Genomic DNA, 14,308 nt, shown 5'->3' on the forward strand with positions numbered 1-14,308 from the left:
GGAGGTGGTGACGCTGCCAACCCCCCTCCCTACCTTGAACGGGAGAGGGTCCGGCCCCGAGGTCAGGTCCGCCCATCGTTCCCTTCCCGCCCGCAGCCGCTGCGAGGACCGCCATGGATCTGGAGACCGCCAGCCCCAGCCCCGCCTCCCCTCCTGAGCCCGAGCAGGACCCGTCCGTCGCCGGCCCGGTGCAGGGGGTGTTCCGCGAGCGCTTCGAGACGCTGCTGCCACGCATCCAGAAGGAGTGGCCGGATGTGGCCCGCCACACCCTGGAGGCCACCCGCGGCAGCTTCGATCAGGTGGTGGAGGTGATCGCCCGCCAGAGCGGCACCACCGCCGCGGGCGTGCGCCGTCAGCTGACGGATCTGCTGCACGTCACCACCGAGCAGGCCAGCCAGGTGGCCGAGAACCTCAGGCCCCTGGAGGAGCAGCTCGAGAGCCTGCTCGACGAGCTCAACAGCACCCTGCGGCCCCGCATCGAGAAGCCGGTGCGCGAGAAGCCGCTGCTGGCCCTCAGCGTCGCCGCCGGCGTGGGGCTGATCGTGGGGCTGCTGCTGTCCTCCGGGCGGCGCTCGGCATGAGCGGCAACGCCTTCGGCAAGGTCACGGCGCTGATGGCGTCGGTGATGGATGTCCACGTGCGCCTGGCGCTGCAGGAGATGAGCCGCGAGAAGCGGCGCCTGATCGGCGGCGGTGTCTTCCTGGCCATGGGCCTGACCCTGCTCACCCTGGCGACGATCGCGCTGCAGCTGGTGCTGCTGCTGTGGCTGCGCGAGCGCTTCGCCCTGGGCTGGGGCATGGCCGCGGCGGTGGTGGCGGGGATTGATCTGCTTCTCTCCGGCCTCTGCCTGCGGGTGGGCGGTCAGCTGCTCAAGGGGCCCTATCTGCCGGAGACCACCGCCGGCCTGATGCGCACCACCCGGGCCCTGACCGGGCGCTTCTGATCTGCCTCGCGCTCAGCGGATCTCATACCGCAGCCAGCGGCAGTCGATGCCGCCGTTGCTCACCGGCACCTTGCGGCTGGCCTTCATGCGCAGGGCGCCCGTGAGTTCGGGATTGCCGCTCAGCAGCCAGAGGGTCCAGCCGCTGCAGCGCTGCTTGAGCATCGCGCCCAGGTCGGCATAGAGCGTCTCGAGATCCTCGTCGCCGCCCAGTCGGGCGCCGTAGGGCGGGTTGCAGACCAGCAGGCCCGGCTGCGGCGGTGGCACGAAGTCGCGGGCGTCGCCCTGCTGCAGGGAGATCCAGGGGGCGAGCCCCGCCGCCTCCACATTGGCCCAGGCCTGCGACAGCACCGCCGGGTCGCGCTCCAGGCCGATCACCGGGGCCAGCGGTGCGCCGTCCGCGAGGCAGCGGCGCTCCTCGCCCCGGGCCGCCTCCACCTGCTGCTGCCAGAGGCGGGCGTCGAAATCCGGCCAGCGCTCGAAGCTGAAGTGGCGCGGCCGCCGGTGTTCCGTCGTCTCGATCGGTGCGCCGCCTGCGCTGTCGCTGGTGGCTCCGCTGGCGGAGGGGAGCCCTGAGCTGCCGGCTGCCGAGGAGGCAGCTGGGGCGCTTCCGGCACGTGCCTCACGCAGCAGGCCAGGGGCGCGGCTCAGGGCCATGGAGGCGGCCTCGATCAGCAGTGATCCGGAGCCGCAGAGGGGATCGCACAGCGGCACGCGGCCATCCCAGCCGGTGAGGGCGATCAGGCCGGCGGCCAGGTTCTCCTTGAGCGGCGCCAGGCCCATGGCGGCGCGGTAGCCGCGGCGATGCAGGCTGGATCCGCCGCCGCCCTCGAGGCTGAGCACCGCCTCGGCAGCGCCGCGGGGGCCGGCCGGGCGCAGATGCAGGTGCAGGGAGAGGTCCGGATCGTCCAGGTCCACCGGCGAACGCACGCCCCAGAGCTGCCTCTGCAGGTCCACCAGAGCGTTCTTCACCTCCAGGGCGGTGTAGTGGCTGTGGTTGAGGGCGGAGGTGCCACCGCTGACATCCACCCGCAGGCTGCGTTCGGGTGGCAGCCAGTGCTCCCAGTCGGCCGCCTCCAGCACGCCCCGGCGCAGGGACTGGCGATCGGAGCAGGGGAAGCGGGCCAGCTCCCGCAGGAAGCGGAACGGCAGGCGGGCCTGCAGGTGCAGGCGGTAGAAGCCGGCCAGATCGGTCTGACAGGACACGGCTCTTCGCAGGGGTCGGACGTCTGCCGCGCCCAGTTGCTTCAACTCGGCGGCGGCCACCTCCTCCAGGCCGGGCGGCACCACGGCGACGACCTCGAAGCGAGAGGCGAGGGCGGTTGGGGACGGGCTCATGAGTCCACTGTGCCCGCCGCCGGGTTCGGCCATCACCCCCGACCGGCTCGCATCGCCCTGCCGGTTGCCGGTGCCATACTTCACAGGTCGATCCTTCGGGGCCGACTAGGTGATCCACACCGGTGTTTCGGACAGCGGTTCGATTCCGCTCAGCTCCATTCACCCCGCTCCCGGCGCCATCGGGAGCCCATCAGGGGGCTGCAATGGTTTCGACGGGGCATGAGGAGGGTGACTGAAGCCTGCTCGGTAAGAGCAAACCCGTAACAGCGAACAACATCGTTCGTTTCTCCCGTCAAGCCGCCCCTGTGGCTGCCTGACACTCTTAACGGAGACGGGGTGAGGTCAGCCTTGTCACCCAAATGACCCGTGGGGCCCTGGAAGGGGCCCTTTCAATGGTTGGGCTCCAGCTGCACTCTTCAGGCGTTCAGCGGCTCTACCACCACTGCCGTGCCGTAGCAGAGCACTTCGGTGGCGCCGCTGGCTCCCGTCTCGATCGTTGAGCCGTCGTAGCGCATGCCGACGATCGCGTTGGCTCCCAGCCCTGTGGCGTGCTGAAGCATCTCGTCGAAGGCCTGCTGGCGGGTCTGCTCGCACATGGCGGTGTAAGCGCCGATGCGGCCGCCGATCATCGTCTTCAGGCCGCCCAGGAAACCCTGCAGCAACGTCGGTGAGCGCACGACGATGCCCCGCACAACTCCCCTGCATTCGAGGATGCGGAAACCAGGCAATTCAAAGGTGGTGGTGACCGGGATCGGCGGGCGTGACATCAGGGCACTGGCTCAGATGGACATCCGTGACGGAGGGTACGGCTCACACCTTGGCCAGCGTCACGCGCTCGGGCTGGTGCTGATACTTGCCGGCCCGATCCTGGTAGGTGGTGTCGCAGGGATCGCCTTCGAAGAACAGGAGCTGACAGATGCCTTCGTTGGCATAGATGCGGCAGTCGGCGCCGCTCGAGTTGCTGAACTCCAGGGTGAGATGCCCCTCCCAGCTGGCTTCAGCCGGGGTGGTGTTGACGATGATCCCCAGCCGGGCGTAGGTGCTCTTGCCCAGGCAGATGACGGTGATGTTGGCCGGCACCTTCATGCGCTCCAAAGCCACACCCAGCCCGTAGGAGTGGGCCGGCAGGATGAAGTAGGCGCCGTCCTCGTCCCGGTGCAGCGGCGCCGGCTCGAGATTGGCGGGGTTGAACCGCTTCGGGTTCATCACCGTGCCCGGCACATGGCGGAAGATCAGGAACTCCTTCGCCGAGAGTCGCAGGTCGTAGCCGTAGGAGGAGCAGCCGTAGCTGAGCACCGGTGAGCCGGCCGTCTCGGGTTCCAGGTGCCGGACCAGGGTGGGCTGGAAGGGATCCAGCATGCCGGCGGCGGCCTGCTCGTTGATCCAGCGGTCGTTCTTGAGCATGGGGAAGGCGGTGTGAGGGACGCCGGTCGCCGCCCCTCTGCCATAGGCGTGGGGATCACCCTAGAGGGCTGTTCCGGTGTCGACCCGCCGGAGGGGAACCTGTTGCTCAGGCGCAGCGGCGCAGCTGGGTGACCTGATCGGCCATCGCCATCAGTTCGGCGGGCATCGCCGGTCCGGTGATGATCACATCGAGATGGGCGGGACGCCGCTCCAGGCTGGCCGTGACCTCAGCGGCCTCGAGGTAGCCCAGCTGGATCGCCAGGCCCAGTTCGTCGAGCACCAGCAGGTCGATGCTGCCCTCCACCAGCCGCTCGCGGCTGTAGCTCCAGACCTCCTGCACCGCTTCGAGGGCCGCGGTCGCCGCCTCCCTGTCGCCGGCCTGATCCAGGGGCTCCTCGATGCAGAGGGGCGTGGCCGGCCGCAGCCATTGCAGGCGTCCGCAGAGGCTGAGGCTGCCGGCCACCCCCTGTTCCACACCTCCCCGCAGGAACTGGCTCACCAGCACGCGGCTGCCCAGGCCGGCCGTGCGCAGGGCCTGGCTGAACACCGCCGCCATGCTGCCGCGGAACGGCGCGGTGTGGATCTGCAGCAGACCCTCGGGCTGGGGCACCAGCTGCACGGGCGTCGGCGTCGGCAGACCGGTGAGCCGGGGTGCTCCGCTGCCCTGGTTGTGCACCTCGCCGCGGCCGTGACCGGAGGGGCGGGAGGGCTGACGGTGGGCAGGGAGGCTGACGGTCATTCGGGGAAGCGGTCGGAGCCTGGGGCAGGCGGCCGTGGGTGGGTCCTGTGCCGGGAGGGCCGCGGGCGCCGAAGCGTCCCCGGCGGGCGGCTGGCTGCGCCGCGCCGGGGAGAGCGGCCGGGGTGCCGCTGAACCTGAATGTAGCGGCAGGGACAGGCTCTGCACACCACCGGTGGCGCAAACAGACGTACCACCGCGGCGGCCTAGCCTGCCTGCAGCCGCCCCGTCTGTCCTTGATCCCGTCCGTTCCGCCGGTCTCGCCGCCCTGGCCTGAATCCAGCAGCGACGTCGCAGGCGAGGGGCCTGCCACCACGGCCGAGGCCCCCGGTCCACGCCGGGACGGCCGTGCTGCCGATGACCAGCGGCCGGTGCGCATCGTCTGGGATCCGATGGGGTTCGCGCTCAGCTCGCTGACGATCGAGACCGGCCGCACCCGGGTGCTCTGCAGCGTGTGTCTGGAGGAGGATCTGCCCCGTTGGCGGCGGGGCTCCGGCAGCGGCTGGCTCAGCGCCGAATACCGGCTGCTGCCGGCCTCCACCCCCAGCCGCCAGCCGCGCGAGCTGATGAAGCTCTCCGGTCGCACCCAGGAGATCCAGCGCCTGATCGGCCGCAGCCTGCGGGCCAGCCTCGATCTCGCGGCCCTCGGAGAGCGAAGCCTCCTGGTGGACTGCGACGTGCTCCAGGCCGACGCCGGCACCCGCACCGCCGCGATCACGGGCGCCTGGCTGGCGGTGGCCGCCGCGCTCGAGCGTCTGCAGCGCCGGGGCGTGCTCAGCGCCTCCCCCCTGCGTCAGCAGGTGGCCGCCATCTCGGTGGGGTTGGTCGAGGGCCAGCCCCTGCTGGATCTGGACTACAGCGAGGACAGCCGCGCCGACGTGGATCTCAACGTGGTGATGGACGGAGAGCAGCGTCTGCTGGAGATCCAGGGCACCGCGGAGGGCGCCCCGTTCAGCCGAGGCCAGCTCGACGCCCTGCTGGATCTGGCCGGTGTCGGCATCGCCCGGCTGCAGGAGCTGCAGCGCCGGGCGCTCACCGAGGCGGCGCCGGCTGCCTGAGGCGGGCATACCCCCTCCCCAGGCCCCGGAGGCCCTGGCGCCCGGGATTCACCTGTCGGGTCACTGCCGGTGGCCGGCATCGAGGCTGGTGCCCGGCACTCCCGTCGCCAGAGCCAGGAGGGCGCGTCGGCAGCAGGCGTTCAGGTGGCCTGCGCCGTCCTGGCTGGCGCTTCCACCGTCGTGCGGGTTGTCGCCGCTGCTGCCTCGGCGGCAAACCGTGTGGGTTGCTACAAGGCATGGGCGGAACGATCCGTAGCTTCCGATCACTTCAAGCCCTGCCGATGGTCGGCGCCACCCGCGGGTTCAGCCGCTACGCCAATACTCCTTCCACGGGCACCCCTGGGGCCGGTCTCACCGCCCCCGGCGCGCCGCCTCCGAGCACCACCCTCGCGGAGGTGATCCGCTCCCTTGCGGGCAGCAGTGTCGAATCGGTGGAGCGGGGCAAGACGATCTTCTTCCCCGGTGATCCCGCTGAGCGGGTCTACCTGTTGCGTCGTGGCGCCGTCCGCCTGTCGCGCGTCTACGAATCGGGCGAGGAGATCACTGTGGCTCTGCTGCGTGAGAACAGTCTGTTCGGAGTGTTATCGCTGCTCACCGGCCAGCGATCGGATCGCTTCTATCACGCGATCGCCTTCACGCGGGTCGAGATGATCACCGCTCCCGCCACCTCGGTGCGGCGCGCCATCGAGCAGGACGCCAGCGTCGGCCTGCTGCTGCTGCAGGGCCTCTCCTCGCGCATCCTGCAGACCGAAACGATGATCGAGACGCTCACCCACCGCGACATGAGTTCGCGGCTGGTGAGCTTCCTGTTGGTGCTCTGCCGCGATTTCGGCGTCCCGAGCAGCGAGGGCATCACCATTGATCTGCGCCTCTCCCACCAGGCCATCGCCGAGGCGATCGGCTCCACCCGCGTCACGATCACCCGCCTGCTGGGAGATCTGCGCAACGAGGGCCTGCTGCAGATCGACCGCAAGAAGATCACAGTGTTCGACCCCATCGCTCTGGCGAAACGGTTCAGCTGAAGCCCCTCCGGGGCCGGCAGGGATACTGGGGCGTTCCTGGAGGAGGGTGTGTCCGGCTGGCTGCTGATCCTGGCGTTGCTCGTGCTGGGCGGTGTCCTCTCCACCCTCGGCGACAGGCTGGGCAGCACGGTGGGCAAGGCCCGGCTCAGCCTCCTGGGGCTGCGGCCGAAGAACACCGCCGTCGTGATCACCGCTCTCACCGGCGCCCTGATCAGTGCCGTCTCGCTCGGGCTGATGCTGCTGGTGAGCGAGCGGCTGCGGGTGGGGCTGTTCGAGCTCGACCAGCTGCAGGAGCGTCTGCATCAGAGCCGCATGGCCCTCGAGCGCAGCAGTGCGGACCTGCGCCGCAGTCAGGCGGAGCTCTCACGCGCCGAGCAGGGGCGCCGCCAGGCTGTGAGCGGTCGTCAGCAGGCCCTGGCCAGCCAGCGGAGCGCCGAGCGGCAGCTCGCCCAGGCCACCAGTCGCGTGGCCAGCCTGCGCCAGGAGCTGCAGCCCCTGCAGCGCCAGCGGGCACGTCTGGAGAGCGAGCGCAGCCGCCTCAGCCGTGAGGTGCGCGGCCGCGACGCCGAGATCCGCCGCAATGAGGCCGAGCTGCAGCGGGTGCGCCAGCGCATCGCCGCCGGTGAGCAGGAGCTCAAGCAGCTCGAGAACAATGTCATCGCCCTGCGGCGCGGCGATGTCGTCATCGCCAGCGGTCAGCCCCTGGCGACAGCGAAGGTCCGCCTGGAGCGGGCCGGTCAGGCCCGCGAGGTGATCGACGCGCTGCTCCAGCAGGCCAACCTCGTCGCCTTCCAGCGGCTGCTGCCTGGGCAGAAGCCGGATCGCCAGATCCTGCTGGTGCCCCGCAACGACATCAACCGGCTCTCGTCGCTGCTGGCCCAGCGCGGCACCTGGGTGGTGAGCATCCTCTCCGCCAGCAATGTGCTGCGCGGGGAACAGCGGGTGCTCGCCTTCGCCGAGCTGCGCCCCAACCGTCAGGTGACGCGCCAGGGCGAGGTGCTCGCCCGCACCACCCTCGACGGCGATGAGCGTGGGGCGGAGCTGGTGCGCAGCCGCCTCAACCTGCTGCTGGCCGCCGCCTTCGCCAAGGTGCAGCGCCAGGGGACCCTGGTGGATGGCCTTCAGTTCGATGTGAACGACTTCAACGAGCTGGGCCGTGCGCTGGCCGAACGCCCCGTCGGCCAGGAGGCCAACCTCGAGGCCGTGGCCCGCGTGGATGCGGACACCCCGGATCCGATCGTCGTCGAGCTGCGCTGGGTGGGGCTTCGTGCCGGGGGTGACGGCAGGCCTCAGCGATCGCAGTGACCGTCTGGCGGCGGGTCGCGGCCGCTGGCGTGGCCGTGACAACGCTCCGGGCGGCGCACACTCGGGTGGCTTCGCGCTCGCCCGTGGCAATGGCTTGTGGGGGCGTGTGCCTGCGGTGGAGGTGCCCTGCGGACTCGGATGGTCGATGCAGGTCAGCGGCTGCCGCTGCCCCACGGGACAGTCAGGATCGATCCGTGTGCCGCGGCCCCCAGGGTGGCGGGTCTGCCGTCCTTCGTTGCGTCGCCAGCTCAGGCTCATGGTTCCCGCCGCCTTCACTCCCCGCCGCGATCCCGGCGCCGCGATCCCCTCCGAGGGGCCGCTGGCCGGCCTGGATCCTGGACGCAGCAAGTGCGGTCTGGTGCTGAGCGATCCGCAACGCCGCCGTATCCGTGTGGCCCGGGTGCTGCCGCCGGAGGCGGCCTGGCAGGAGCTGCAGCGCTGGCGAAGGCAGGACGGGCTGGTGGCGGTGGTGCTCGGGGATGGCACCGGTTCGCAGGCCTGGCAGGCGCGCCTGACCCCGTTGCTGCCGGTCTGTCTGGTGGAGGAACGGGGCACGACGCTGGCCGCCCGAGAACGCTTCTGGCAGCTCGAACCGCCTCGGGGCTGGCGTCGCCTGCTGCCGGCGGGGCTGCGGCAGCCCCCGCGCGACTGGGATGACGTGGTGGCCCAACTGCTGCTGGAGCGGTATCTGGGCCATCCGCTCGAGCGTTGCGAGGCTGATGGGCTGCCTCCGATCAGAACTTCGCCCGCACGGTGAAGGCGTAGTCGCCACCGGGTTCGAGCTGATAGTCGGCGCGCAGCAGGAAGCGAAGCAGGGCGTCCTGGATCAGGGCCCGCCCCAGCGAGGGCTCCACGCGCAGCTCGCCCCGGTCAAAGGCCCAGCAGAAGCTCCACTGGAACCCGCCGGCGATCACCTCTCCCTCCAGCACCGCCGGGCGGAAGCTGCGGCGCAGCACGCGCAGCTGGGCATGGGTGGTCGGCAGCCGGGCCATGCCCTTCAGGATGCCTGCTCGCTGATCCGGAAACCGTTCAGCCGGTTGCCGGCCCGCTCGAGGCCCTGACGGCGGATCAGATCCACGCCCGTGAGCACCTCGTCGAGCACCTGATCCAGGATCGGCCGCTCCTCGGCGTTGAACCGTCCCAGCACGTGGGACACGGTGCGCTCGCGCCGCTGGCTGGGGTCTCCGGCCGGGGCACCGATGCCGATCCGCAGCCGTGCGAAGGCCTCCGTCCCCAGATGGGCGATGGTGCTGCGCAGACCGTTGTGGCCCCCGGCACTGCCCGAGGCCCGCAGGCGCAACCGGCCGAAGGGCAGATCCATGTCGTCGACGATCACCAGGAGCTGCTGGGGGGTGAGGCCGAACCAGTCGAGAGCGGCACGGATCGAGCGGCCGCTGTCGTTCATGTAGGTCTGGGGCTTGAGCAGTCGCACACGCCGGGCGCCGCTGCCGACGTCGGCGAGCAGCCCATGCAGCCGGCCCTGCTGGCGGTAGCTGCCACGTTCGTGCTCCACGAGACGATCGAGGGCGAGAAAGCCGACGTTGTGGCGGGTGTCGCTATAGCGATCGCCGGGATTCCCCAGGCCGACGAGCAGTTGCAGATCCAAGCGTGGCCAGACAGGAGCTCAGCTGGCTGAGGCGCCGCTGGGGGACGAGGCTTCGGTCGCTGCCGAGTTGGCGACGGTGGCTGTCCCGACTTCGGCGGCAGCGGTTGTGGTGGCGGCTGCCTGCGACTGAGAGGACTCCGGCGTGGCGTCCAGAGCGGTGCGGAACTGCTCTTCGAAACCCTGGGAGGCGGACTGGAGGCCCTTGAGGGTGCGTCCCAGGGTCTTGCCCAGTTCGGGCAGGCGCTTGGGGCCGAACACAAGCAGAGCGATGGCGGCGATCACCGCCATTTCCGGCAGGCCGATACCGAAGACGTTCATGGGAGAGAGGGTGCCGCCGCGGGCGGAATCAGCCGATGCCGTTCCAGTTGACGTTGATGCCTTCGAGAAGCAGCGACTTGTTGTACAGCTGCAGGATCACCAACAGGAACACCAGGAACAGCGCCATGAACACGCCCATCACCGGGGTGGTGCCCCAGCCCGGGACCACCTTGCCGTACTCGGAGTTCAGCGGACGCAGGATGTCTCCCAGGCGGGTGCGTTGAGCCATGGCCGATCGAAGCTCTCAGGCTGGAGGTCGTGGCCGGTAGTGTACGAGCCTCGGCGGCCCCTTCGTTGGGCCTGTCGAGAGTTGTGACGCTCCCGCTGCCTTTCCCCCCCCCCGTACCCCATGGATCCCTCCAGCACCTCTCCGGCCCTGTCCGTGGCGATTGCGGTGCTGGTGGTGCTGCTGGCTCTGACCGGTTTCGGGATCTACACCGCCTTCGGGCCCCCGTCGCGGGGTCTCACCGACCCCTTCGACGACCACGACGACTGAAGCTGGCTTCAGGCCCTGCCTGCTCCAGGGCGCCAAAGCGGTCGGGGTTCTGTATCAGGTCTCCCCTGCCCACTCCGCTCCAGGGCTGGCTGTGGTCAGGCTTCTGGCTCACAGACGATCCGCCAGCAGCAGAGCTCCCACGGGCGGATGAGCAGCGGATCAGCGCCGGTCGGCTCCGGCGTCGGCTGATCCAGTGCGTCGACCCGCTGCAGCACCCGCCAGGGAGCGGGCAGCCGCAGCCGGTGACGGCAGGGGCCCTCGTTCTGCACGGTGAGGATCAGCGCCGCCGGTTCCTCCTGCGGCTGCGAGAGCAGCGCCATGGGCTCCACCCCGGCCATCGGCCCGGCTGCACGCAGGCCCACGAGGCGCAGGTCGGCCTCCAACGCCGGGAATCCCGGCCAGGCGCCTCGCCGGCGTGACGTAAGCGCTGGTTGCATCGACGCCTCGGGTCTTGGCGGGGGCACGGACGCTGCCTGCGCCCCGGCGCTCCTGGTTCTGCAGGCTGTCTTGGCCTCCGTGCTCTGCTCGGCCGTGCGCTCCTCCGGAGGGTGGGCCGGTCGCAGCCACAGCGGCTCGCGCAGTCGCCTCGCCTCCTTGGGCACCCCGGCCTGTCTCCAGCCGCCCGAAGCGGGCATCAGGGCCAGGCGCTGGCGCTGCCAGCCGTTGTCGGCGCCCGGATCAGGCCAGGTGGGAGCCCGCAGCAGGGAAACCGTCAGCCGCTCCGCTCCAGCCGAGACCCCCTGAGGACCATCGAGCAGCACCGCCAGCTCCGGGGCGGCGATCCAGCTCAGGGCCGTGACCTCCCAGCGGGCCTGCTCCCGCGGTGTGCGCGGCTCCGCCGGGCGCTCGAGCACGCCACCGGTGCAATCCGCCGCCCAGCGGGGCTGGGGGGCCGCCAGGGGAATCTCCAGCTGCAGCAGCTCATGGCGCTGCCGCCACCGCACGCTCAGCATCAGTTCGAGGGCGGGGCTGCCCGCCAGCAGGCGCAGGCTCAGCCGCAGATGGCTCCCGCCGCACCGTCCCCGCCAGACCAGCTCGGCGCACAGGGGGCCGTCGGCCTGCACGGTCGGGCCCGGCTGCCAGTTCCATGCGAGCGGATGGTCGCGATGATCGGGAGCCAGGTCCCAGGCATCCCAGAATTCGCCCTGATCGCGCCAACGGCACCAGCGCAGCGGGGCGCCGAGCAACGCCCGGCCCGTGGCGTCCCACAGCTGCTCCACGCCCTCGGCTCCGCAGCGGGCGCTCACCAGGCCATTGCCCAGTCGCCAGCACCCCTCTCCTTCCGCGGTGAGGGTCACCGGCCCTTCGATCGGCAGGGGGGCCGCCACCTCGCCTGCCGCCGCGCGCGAGCGCCGCAGGGCCAGGGCAGAGACGCCGGCCTCCAGCGGCAGCTGCACCCAGACGCCCCCCTCTCGGGCGGGCTGGCCCTTCAGAGCCCTGCCGCTCCTGGGGCCGCTGGCCAGCCGCCAGAGTCCTGCGGGCAGGCGACGGCAGCGCGGCGCCGCTGCCAGGGGGTGCAGCTGGGCCACCCACCATCCCTCTGAGGTGGGGAGCCTTGCCGCTCCTGGTCGCGGCGGACTCTGGTGATCATCGCTGGGGTGCAGGGACTCGACGGCTGGCCCCGGCTCCGCTGCGGGCCAGTCCGCCTGCGCCTCCAGTCCGGCGAGAAGGGCCAGATCGCGCTGGCGTCGGGCCTGCCGTCGCGCCGCCCGCCACTCCGGTTCCGCCTGCTCGAACACCTCCGGGATCGAGGTGCCCGGCAGGATGTCGTGGAACTGCTGGAACAGCAGCGGCCGCCAGTCGACCGGCGCCACCGCGGCGCTGTGACGACGATGCTGCTCGCCGGATAGGGAGGGGCGTCGCGGTATCTCGACTCCGCGGGACAGGTCATCCGCAGCCATGGCTTCCCTCCCTTGGGCCGCGCTGGCGTCGTGAGCGCCCACCGCCTGTGGTTCCGGGAGCCGTTGTGGCGCTCCGGCAGAAGCGTCGCTGCACGGCCGGGTTTCGCTCCGTGCCGCCAGGGGGTCGGCGATGCCCATGCTCCGCAGCAGCGCCCGGGCCAGCTCGGCTTCCCGCAACAGGCGCTCCAGGGTGCGGTTGTGACGTTTCTGGTCGGGGCGGCTGGTGGCGCAGCCGCGGTGCAGCTCCAGATACAGCTCATCGCGCCAGACCGGCAGCCGCGGAACCAGTGGCTCCAGCTGCGCCAGGTGTTCGCGCAGGGTGCCGTGCTGCAGCGGCGCCATCGCCGGCTGCCGCTGCCAGAGCGCCAGCTGCGCGAGCATCTCGGCGGTGGGTCCGCCGCCGTGATCCCCCACCCCCGGCAGCCACAGCAGTTCCCCCACGCCGCTGATCCGCTGCCACGTCAGGCGCTGGCTCTCGATCGCCACCGGGTCGCCGTCGGTGCCGATCGGCGCGGTCATCAGGGCCAGGAGCTCGGCGCCGCAGCGGCTGCGCCAGCGGAACAGCCGATGGGGGAAGGGATGGGTGGCGTTCCAGGCCAGCTTGTGGGTGCAGAACCAGCGCACGCCCGTGCCGCTGGCGACCGCCGGGAGGCCGGCGGCGAAGCCGAAGCTGTCGGGCAGCCAGGCCAGCTCGTGGCGCCACTCCGGAAAGGCGCGGCGGCTGTACCCCTGGCCCAGCTGGAACTGCCGCAGCAACGAAGGCGTCTCGATCAGCTGGCAGTCGCTTTCCACCCAGGGGCCATTGAGGGGTTCCCAGCGCCCCTGGCGCATCGCCGTGCGGATACGCGCGAAGAGGGCCGGTCGATGCCGCTCCAGCCAGGCGTAGAGCGCCGGGGTGGAGTGGCCGAAGCGCAGCTCCGGCCAGCGCTCCATCAGCTCCAGGACTGAGCGGAAGGTGCGCTCCGCCGCCTGCCAGGTGTCGGCCACCGGCCACAGCCAGGCCAGATCGAGGTGGGCATGGCCCAGCAGCCGCACCGAGCCACCGCCGGGGCCTGGTGACAGCCCCCGCTCGCGCCGCAGATCCTCCAGCTCGGCCACCACCGGGCGGAGCAGGCCGTGGGGATCGGCCGGATCGTCGGGCTCCAGCTCCAGGCGGCTGTGGATCAGAGCACCGTCGTCATGGAGGGGGCTGGTCAGCCGCAGCTCCAGCTCCAGGGGCTCGCCCTGCCACCAGCGCGGTGGCAGGGGCCAGCGGCAGGCGGTGTCGAACAGGTCGCCGCGGTGCACGCAGACCCCATCGACGATCAGCTCGGCGGCCTCGGCCCACCAGCGGAGGCACAGGCGTGCCACGGCGCTGCCGGCGAGCTCGCGCCACTCCTCCGGCCGTTCCAGCCGCCAGCGCAACCGCAGCAGCTGAGCGCCCCGGGGCCAGATGATCAGCCCCCGCGCCGCCCAGTCGGGCCTGTGCAGGCGGCCCCAGGGAGTCTCCAGGGCACTGGCGCCGTCCTGCCGCGGCGGCTGGGGCTGCCAGAGGGGCTGGAGGTCGAGGCGGGTCAGCAACGGGGAACGTGAATGAAACGTTTCAATCCGAACCTCACAGGGGCGATCCTGGCCGCCCCCGCAGCGGCTCGGCTATTCAAGACCCATAGGATGCTGCGGTTGTCATCGGCCAGCCCGGACCCGCTCCTCCGCGAACGGGTCACCCGCCCGGGGTCCCGTCGGGATCCCTGAGGGCCATGGCCGCTCTCCGCCACTTCCTGCCAACCGCCGGACAGTCATGCTCGCTCTCAAGATCTCGGTTTATTCGGTCGTTTTCTTTTTCATCGGGATCTTCGTCTTCGGCTTCCTGGCCAGCGATCCGAGCCGTACCCCCAGCCGCAAGGACCTCGAGGATTGAACGTCCTCGCGCGGACGTGATCCGGGCGCCCTGGTGGCCAGCGGCCATCAGGGCGCCCTTGCTGTGATCGGCTGAGCGGCAGGGTCTGCCGCCCCTGACGACGCTGCATCCTCCCTGTTCCTGACGCGCGCATTTTGGGCGGGCCGATCCGGTCCCCCGAACCGGCCCTTGGCTCCCCCCTGATCAGCGAGCGCGTGGCAGGATCCCAGCGATTCGCTCCCACGCCCGGCTTCCTGTGCCCTTTCCCCGACGGACTGTTCCAGGGGCTGTGGCGGCCGCCGGATTCG

Annotated in this window: 17 protein-coding genes; 8 read left to right on the forward strand and 9 right to left on the reverse strand. The window is 71.2% G+C overall.

Translation table 11 applies throughout. From position 1 onward, the window contains the following. Nucleotides 1-113 precede the first annotated feature (113 nt). A complete protein-coding gene (locus tag H8F25_RS13930) occupies nucleotides 114-581 on the forward strand; it encodes a DUF883 family protein (RefSeq protein ID WP_197210924.1) in 468 nt (155 codons plus the stop codon). Next, on the forward strand, nucleotides 578-943 hold the full coding sequence (locus H8F25_RS13935) for a phage holin family protein (protein ID WP_197210925.1): 366 nt from the start codon (nucleotides 578-580) through the stop codon (nucleotides 941-943). The genes H8F25_RS13930 and H8F25_RS13935 overlap by 4 nt, the downstream gene beginning before the upstream one ends. Before the next feature lie 12 nt (nucleotides 944-955). Here H8F25_RS13935 and H8F25_RS13940 read toward each other — a convergent pair whose 3' ends face one another. The 4 genes from H8F25_RS13940 to H8F25_RS13960 form a co-directional block, all read right to left on the reverse strand. After that, the gene (locus H8F25_RS13940) at nucleotides 956-2,278 is read right to left on the reverse strand and encodes a class I SAM-dependent RNA methyltransferase (RefSeq protein ID WP_197210926.1); all 1,323 of its coding nucleotides are present in this window, start codon (nucleotides 2,276-2,278) and stop codon (nucleotides 956-958) included. Between the two features lie 416 nt (nucleotides 2,279-2,694). After that, nucleotides 2,695-3,045, reverse strand: a complete 351-nt coding sequence (locus tag H8F25_RS13950) for a YbjQ family protein (protein WP_197210927.1) — start codon at nucleotides 3,043-3,045, stop codon at nucleotides 2,695-2,697. Between the two features lie 43 nt (nucleotides 3,046-3,088). Then, entirely contained in the window at nucleotides 3,089-3,682 is a 594-nt protein-coding gene (dcd, locus tag H8F25_RS13955; RefSeq protein WP_197210928.1) for a dCTP deaminase, read from the reverse strand. Nucleotides 3,683-3,788: 106 nt separating this feature from the next. Continuing rightward, nucleotides 3,789-4,421, reverse strand: coding sequence for a cob(I)yrinic acid a,c-diamide adenosyltransferase (locus H8F25_RS13960; protein WP_197210929.1), 633 nt, complete (start codon nucleotides 4,419-4,421; stop codon nucleotides 3,789-3,791). A gap of 233 nt (nucleotides 4,422-4,654) precedes the next feature. Between H8F25_RS13960 and rph the strand changes: the two genes are divergently transcribed. The 4 genes from rph to H8F25_RS13980 all read left to right on the forward strand — a co-directional run bounded on the left by rph (nucleotide 4,655) and on the right by H8F25_RS13980 (nucleotide 8,560). Further along, on the forward strand, nucleotides 4,655-5,476 hold the full coding sequence (gene rph, locus H8F25_RS13965; RefSeq protein WP_255518280.1) for a ribonuclease PH: 822 nt from the start codon (nucleotides 4,655-4,657) through the stop codon (nucleotides 5,474-5,476). A 281-nt stretch (nucleotides 5,477-5,757) separates the two neighbouring features. Next, nucleotides 5,758-6,498, forward strand: a complete 741-nt coding sequence (gene ntcA / locus H8F25_RS13970; protein ID WP_197210930.1) for a global nitrogen regulator NtcA — start codon at nucleotides 5,758-5,760, stop codon at nucleotides 6,496-6,498. A gap of 48 nt (nucleotides 6,499-6,546) precedes the next feature. Further along, the gene (locus H8F25_RS13975; protein ID WP_197210931.1) at nucleotides 6,547-7,803 is read left to right on the forward strand and encodes a DUF3084 domain-containing protein; all 1,257 of its coding nucleotides are present in this window, start codon (nucleotides 6,547-6,549) and stop codon (nucleotides 7,801-7,803) included. Between the two features lie 256 nt (nucleotides 7,804-8,059). Next, on the forward strand, nucleotides 8,060-8,560 hold the full coding sequence (locus tag H8F25_RS13980; RefSeq protein WP_231596862.1) for a resolvase: 501 nt from the start codon (nucleotides 8,060-8,062) through the stop codon (nucleotides 8,558-8,560). Here the strand turns inward: H8F25_RS13980 and H8F25_RS13985 are convergent. From H8F25_RS13985 to psbH, 4 genes are read right to left on the reverse strand one after another with little or no spacing between them, the layout of a single operon-like run. Then, nucleotides 8,538-8,795 (reverse strand): DUF3146 family protein, encoded by a 258-nt coding sequence (locus H8F25_RS13985; protein WP_197210932.1) that lies wholly within the window; start codon nucleotides 8,793-8,795, stop codon nucleotides 8,538-8,540. The two genes, H8F25_RS13980 and H8F25_RS13985, sit on opposite strands and share 23 nt — an antisense overlap. 5 nt (nucleotides 8,796-8,800) lie before the next feature. Then, nucleotides 8,801-9,409, reverse strand: a complete 609-nt coding sequence (gene pth / locus H8F25_RS13990) for an aminoacyl-tRNA hydrolase (RefSeq protein WP_197210933.1) — start codon at nucleotides 9,407-9,409, stop codon at nucleotides 8,801-8,803. Nucleotides 9,410-9,427: 18 nt separating this feature from the next. Beyond that, nucleotides 9,428-9,727 carry a TatA/E family twin arginine-targeting protein translocase gene (locus tag H8F25_RS13995; RefSeq protein ID WP_197210934.1) on the reverse strand — a complete coding sequence of 100 codons (300 nt, stop codon included), beginning with the start codon at nucleotides 9,725-9,727 and terminating at the stop codon, nucleotides 9,428-9,430. Nucleotides 9,728-9,755: 28 nt separating this feature from the next. After that, entirely contained in the window at nucleotides 9,756-9,956 is a 201-nt protein-coding gene (psbH, locus tag H8F25_RS14000; RefSeq protein WP_197210935.1) for a photosystem II reaction center phosphoprotein PsbH, read from the reverse strand. Between the two features lie 120 nt (nucleotides 9,957-10,076). Here psbH and psbN point away from each other — a divergent pair, with 120 nt between their 5' ends. Beyond that, on the forward strand, nucleotides 10,077-10,223 hold the full coding sequence (gene psbN / locus H8F25_RS14005; RefSeq protein WP_197210936.1) for a photosystem II reaction center protein PsbN: 147 nt from the start codon (nucleotides 10,077-10,079) through the stop codon (nucleotides 10,221-10,223). A gap of 95 nt (nucleotides 10,224-10,318) precedes the next feature. Here psbN and H8F25_RS14010 read toward each other — a convergent pair whose 3' ends face one another. Further along, nucleotides 10,319-13,684 carry a glycoside hydrolase family 38 C-terminal domain-containing protein gene (locus H8F25_RS14010; RefSeq protein ID WP_370525756.1) on the reverse strand — a complete coding sequence of 1,122 codons (3,366 nt, stop codon included), beginning with the start codon at nucleotides 13,682-13,684 and terminating at the stop codon, nucleotides 10,319-10,321. A gap of 217 nt (nucleotides 13,685-13,901) precedes the next feature. Between H8F25_RS14010 and H8F25_RS14015 the strand changes: the two genes are divergently transcribed. Further along, complete coding sequence (locus H8F25_RS14015) at nucleotides 13,902-14,021, forward strand: photosystem II reaction center protein I (protein ID WP_006172424.1); 120 nt, start codon at nucleotides 13,902-13,904, stop codon at nucleotides 14,019-14,021. Nucleotides 14,022-14,308: the final 287 nt, after the last annotated feature.

Origin of the sequence: Synechococcus sp. CBW1004 (genome assembly GCF_015840715.1) — a bacterium.
Taxonomy (GTDB): Bacteria; Cyanobacteriota; Cyanobacteriia; order PCC-6307; family Cyanobiaceae; genus Cyanobium.

Coding starts and splice junctions, on each gene's coding strand:
- psbH (WP_197210935.1), bottom strand. CDS start 9,956: ATGGCTCAACGCACCCGCCTGGGAGACATCCTGCGTCCGCTGAACTCC.
- H8F25_RS13940 (WP_197210926.1), bottom strand. CDS start 2,278: ATGAGCCCGTCCCCAACCGCCCTCGCCTCTCGCTTCGAGGTCGTCGCC.
- H8F25_RS13950 (WP_197210927.1), bottom strand. CDS start 3,045: ATGTCACGCCCGCCGATCCCGGTCACCACCACCTTTGAATTGCCTGGT.
- H8F25_RS13935 (WP_197210925.1), top strand. CDS start 578: ATGAGCGGCAACGCCTTCGGCAAGGTCACGGCGCTGATGGCGTCGGTG.
- H8F25_RS13930 (WP_197210924.1), top strand. CDS start 114: ATGGATCTGGAGACCGCCAGCCCCAGCCCCGCCTCCCCTCCTGAGCCC.
- H8F25_RS13960 (WP_197210929.1), bottom strand. CDS start 4,421: ATGACCGTCAGCCTCCCTGCCCACCGTCAGCCCTCCCGCCCCTCCGGT.
- psbN (WP_197210936.1), top strand. CDS start 10,077: ATGGATCCCTCCAGCACCTCTCCGGCCCTGTCCGTGGCGATTGCGGTG.
- H8F25_RS13980 (WP_231596862.1), top strand. CDS start 8,060: ATGGTTCCCGCCGCCTTCACTCCCCGCCGCGATCCCGGCGCCGCGATC.
- H8F25_RS13995 (WP_197210934.1), bottom strand. CDS start 9,727: ATGAACGTCTTCGGTATCGGCCTGCCGGAAATGGCGGTGATCGCCGCC.
- ntcA (WP_197210930.1), top strand. CDS start 5,758: ATGGTCGGCGCCACCCGCGGGTTCAGCCGCTACGCCAATACTCCTTCC.
- H8F25_RS13985 (WP_197210932.1), bottom strand. CDS start 8,795: ATGGCCCGGCTGCCGACCACCCATGCCCAGCTGCGCGTGCTGCGCCGC.
- dcd (WP_197210928.1), bottom strand. CDS start 3,682: ATGCTCAAGAACGACCGCTGGATCAACGAGCAGGCCGCCGCCGGCATG.
- H8F25_RS14015 (WP_006172424.1), top strand. CDS start 13,902: ATGCTCGCTCTCAAGATCTCGGTTTATTCGGTCGTTTTCTTTTTCATC.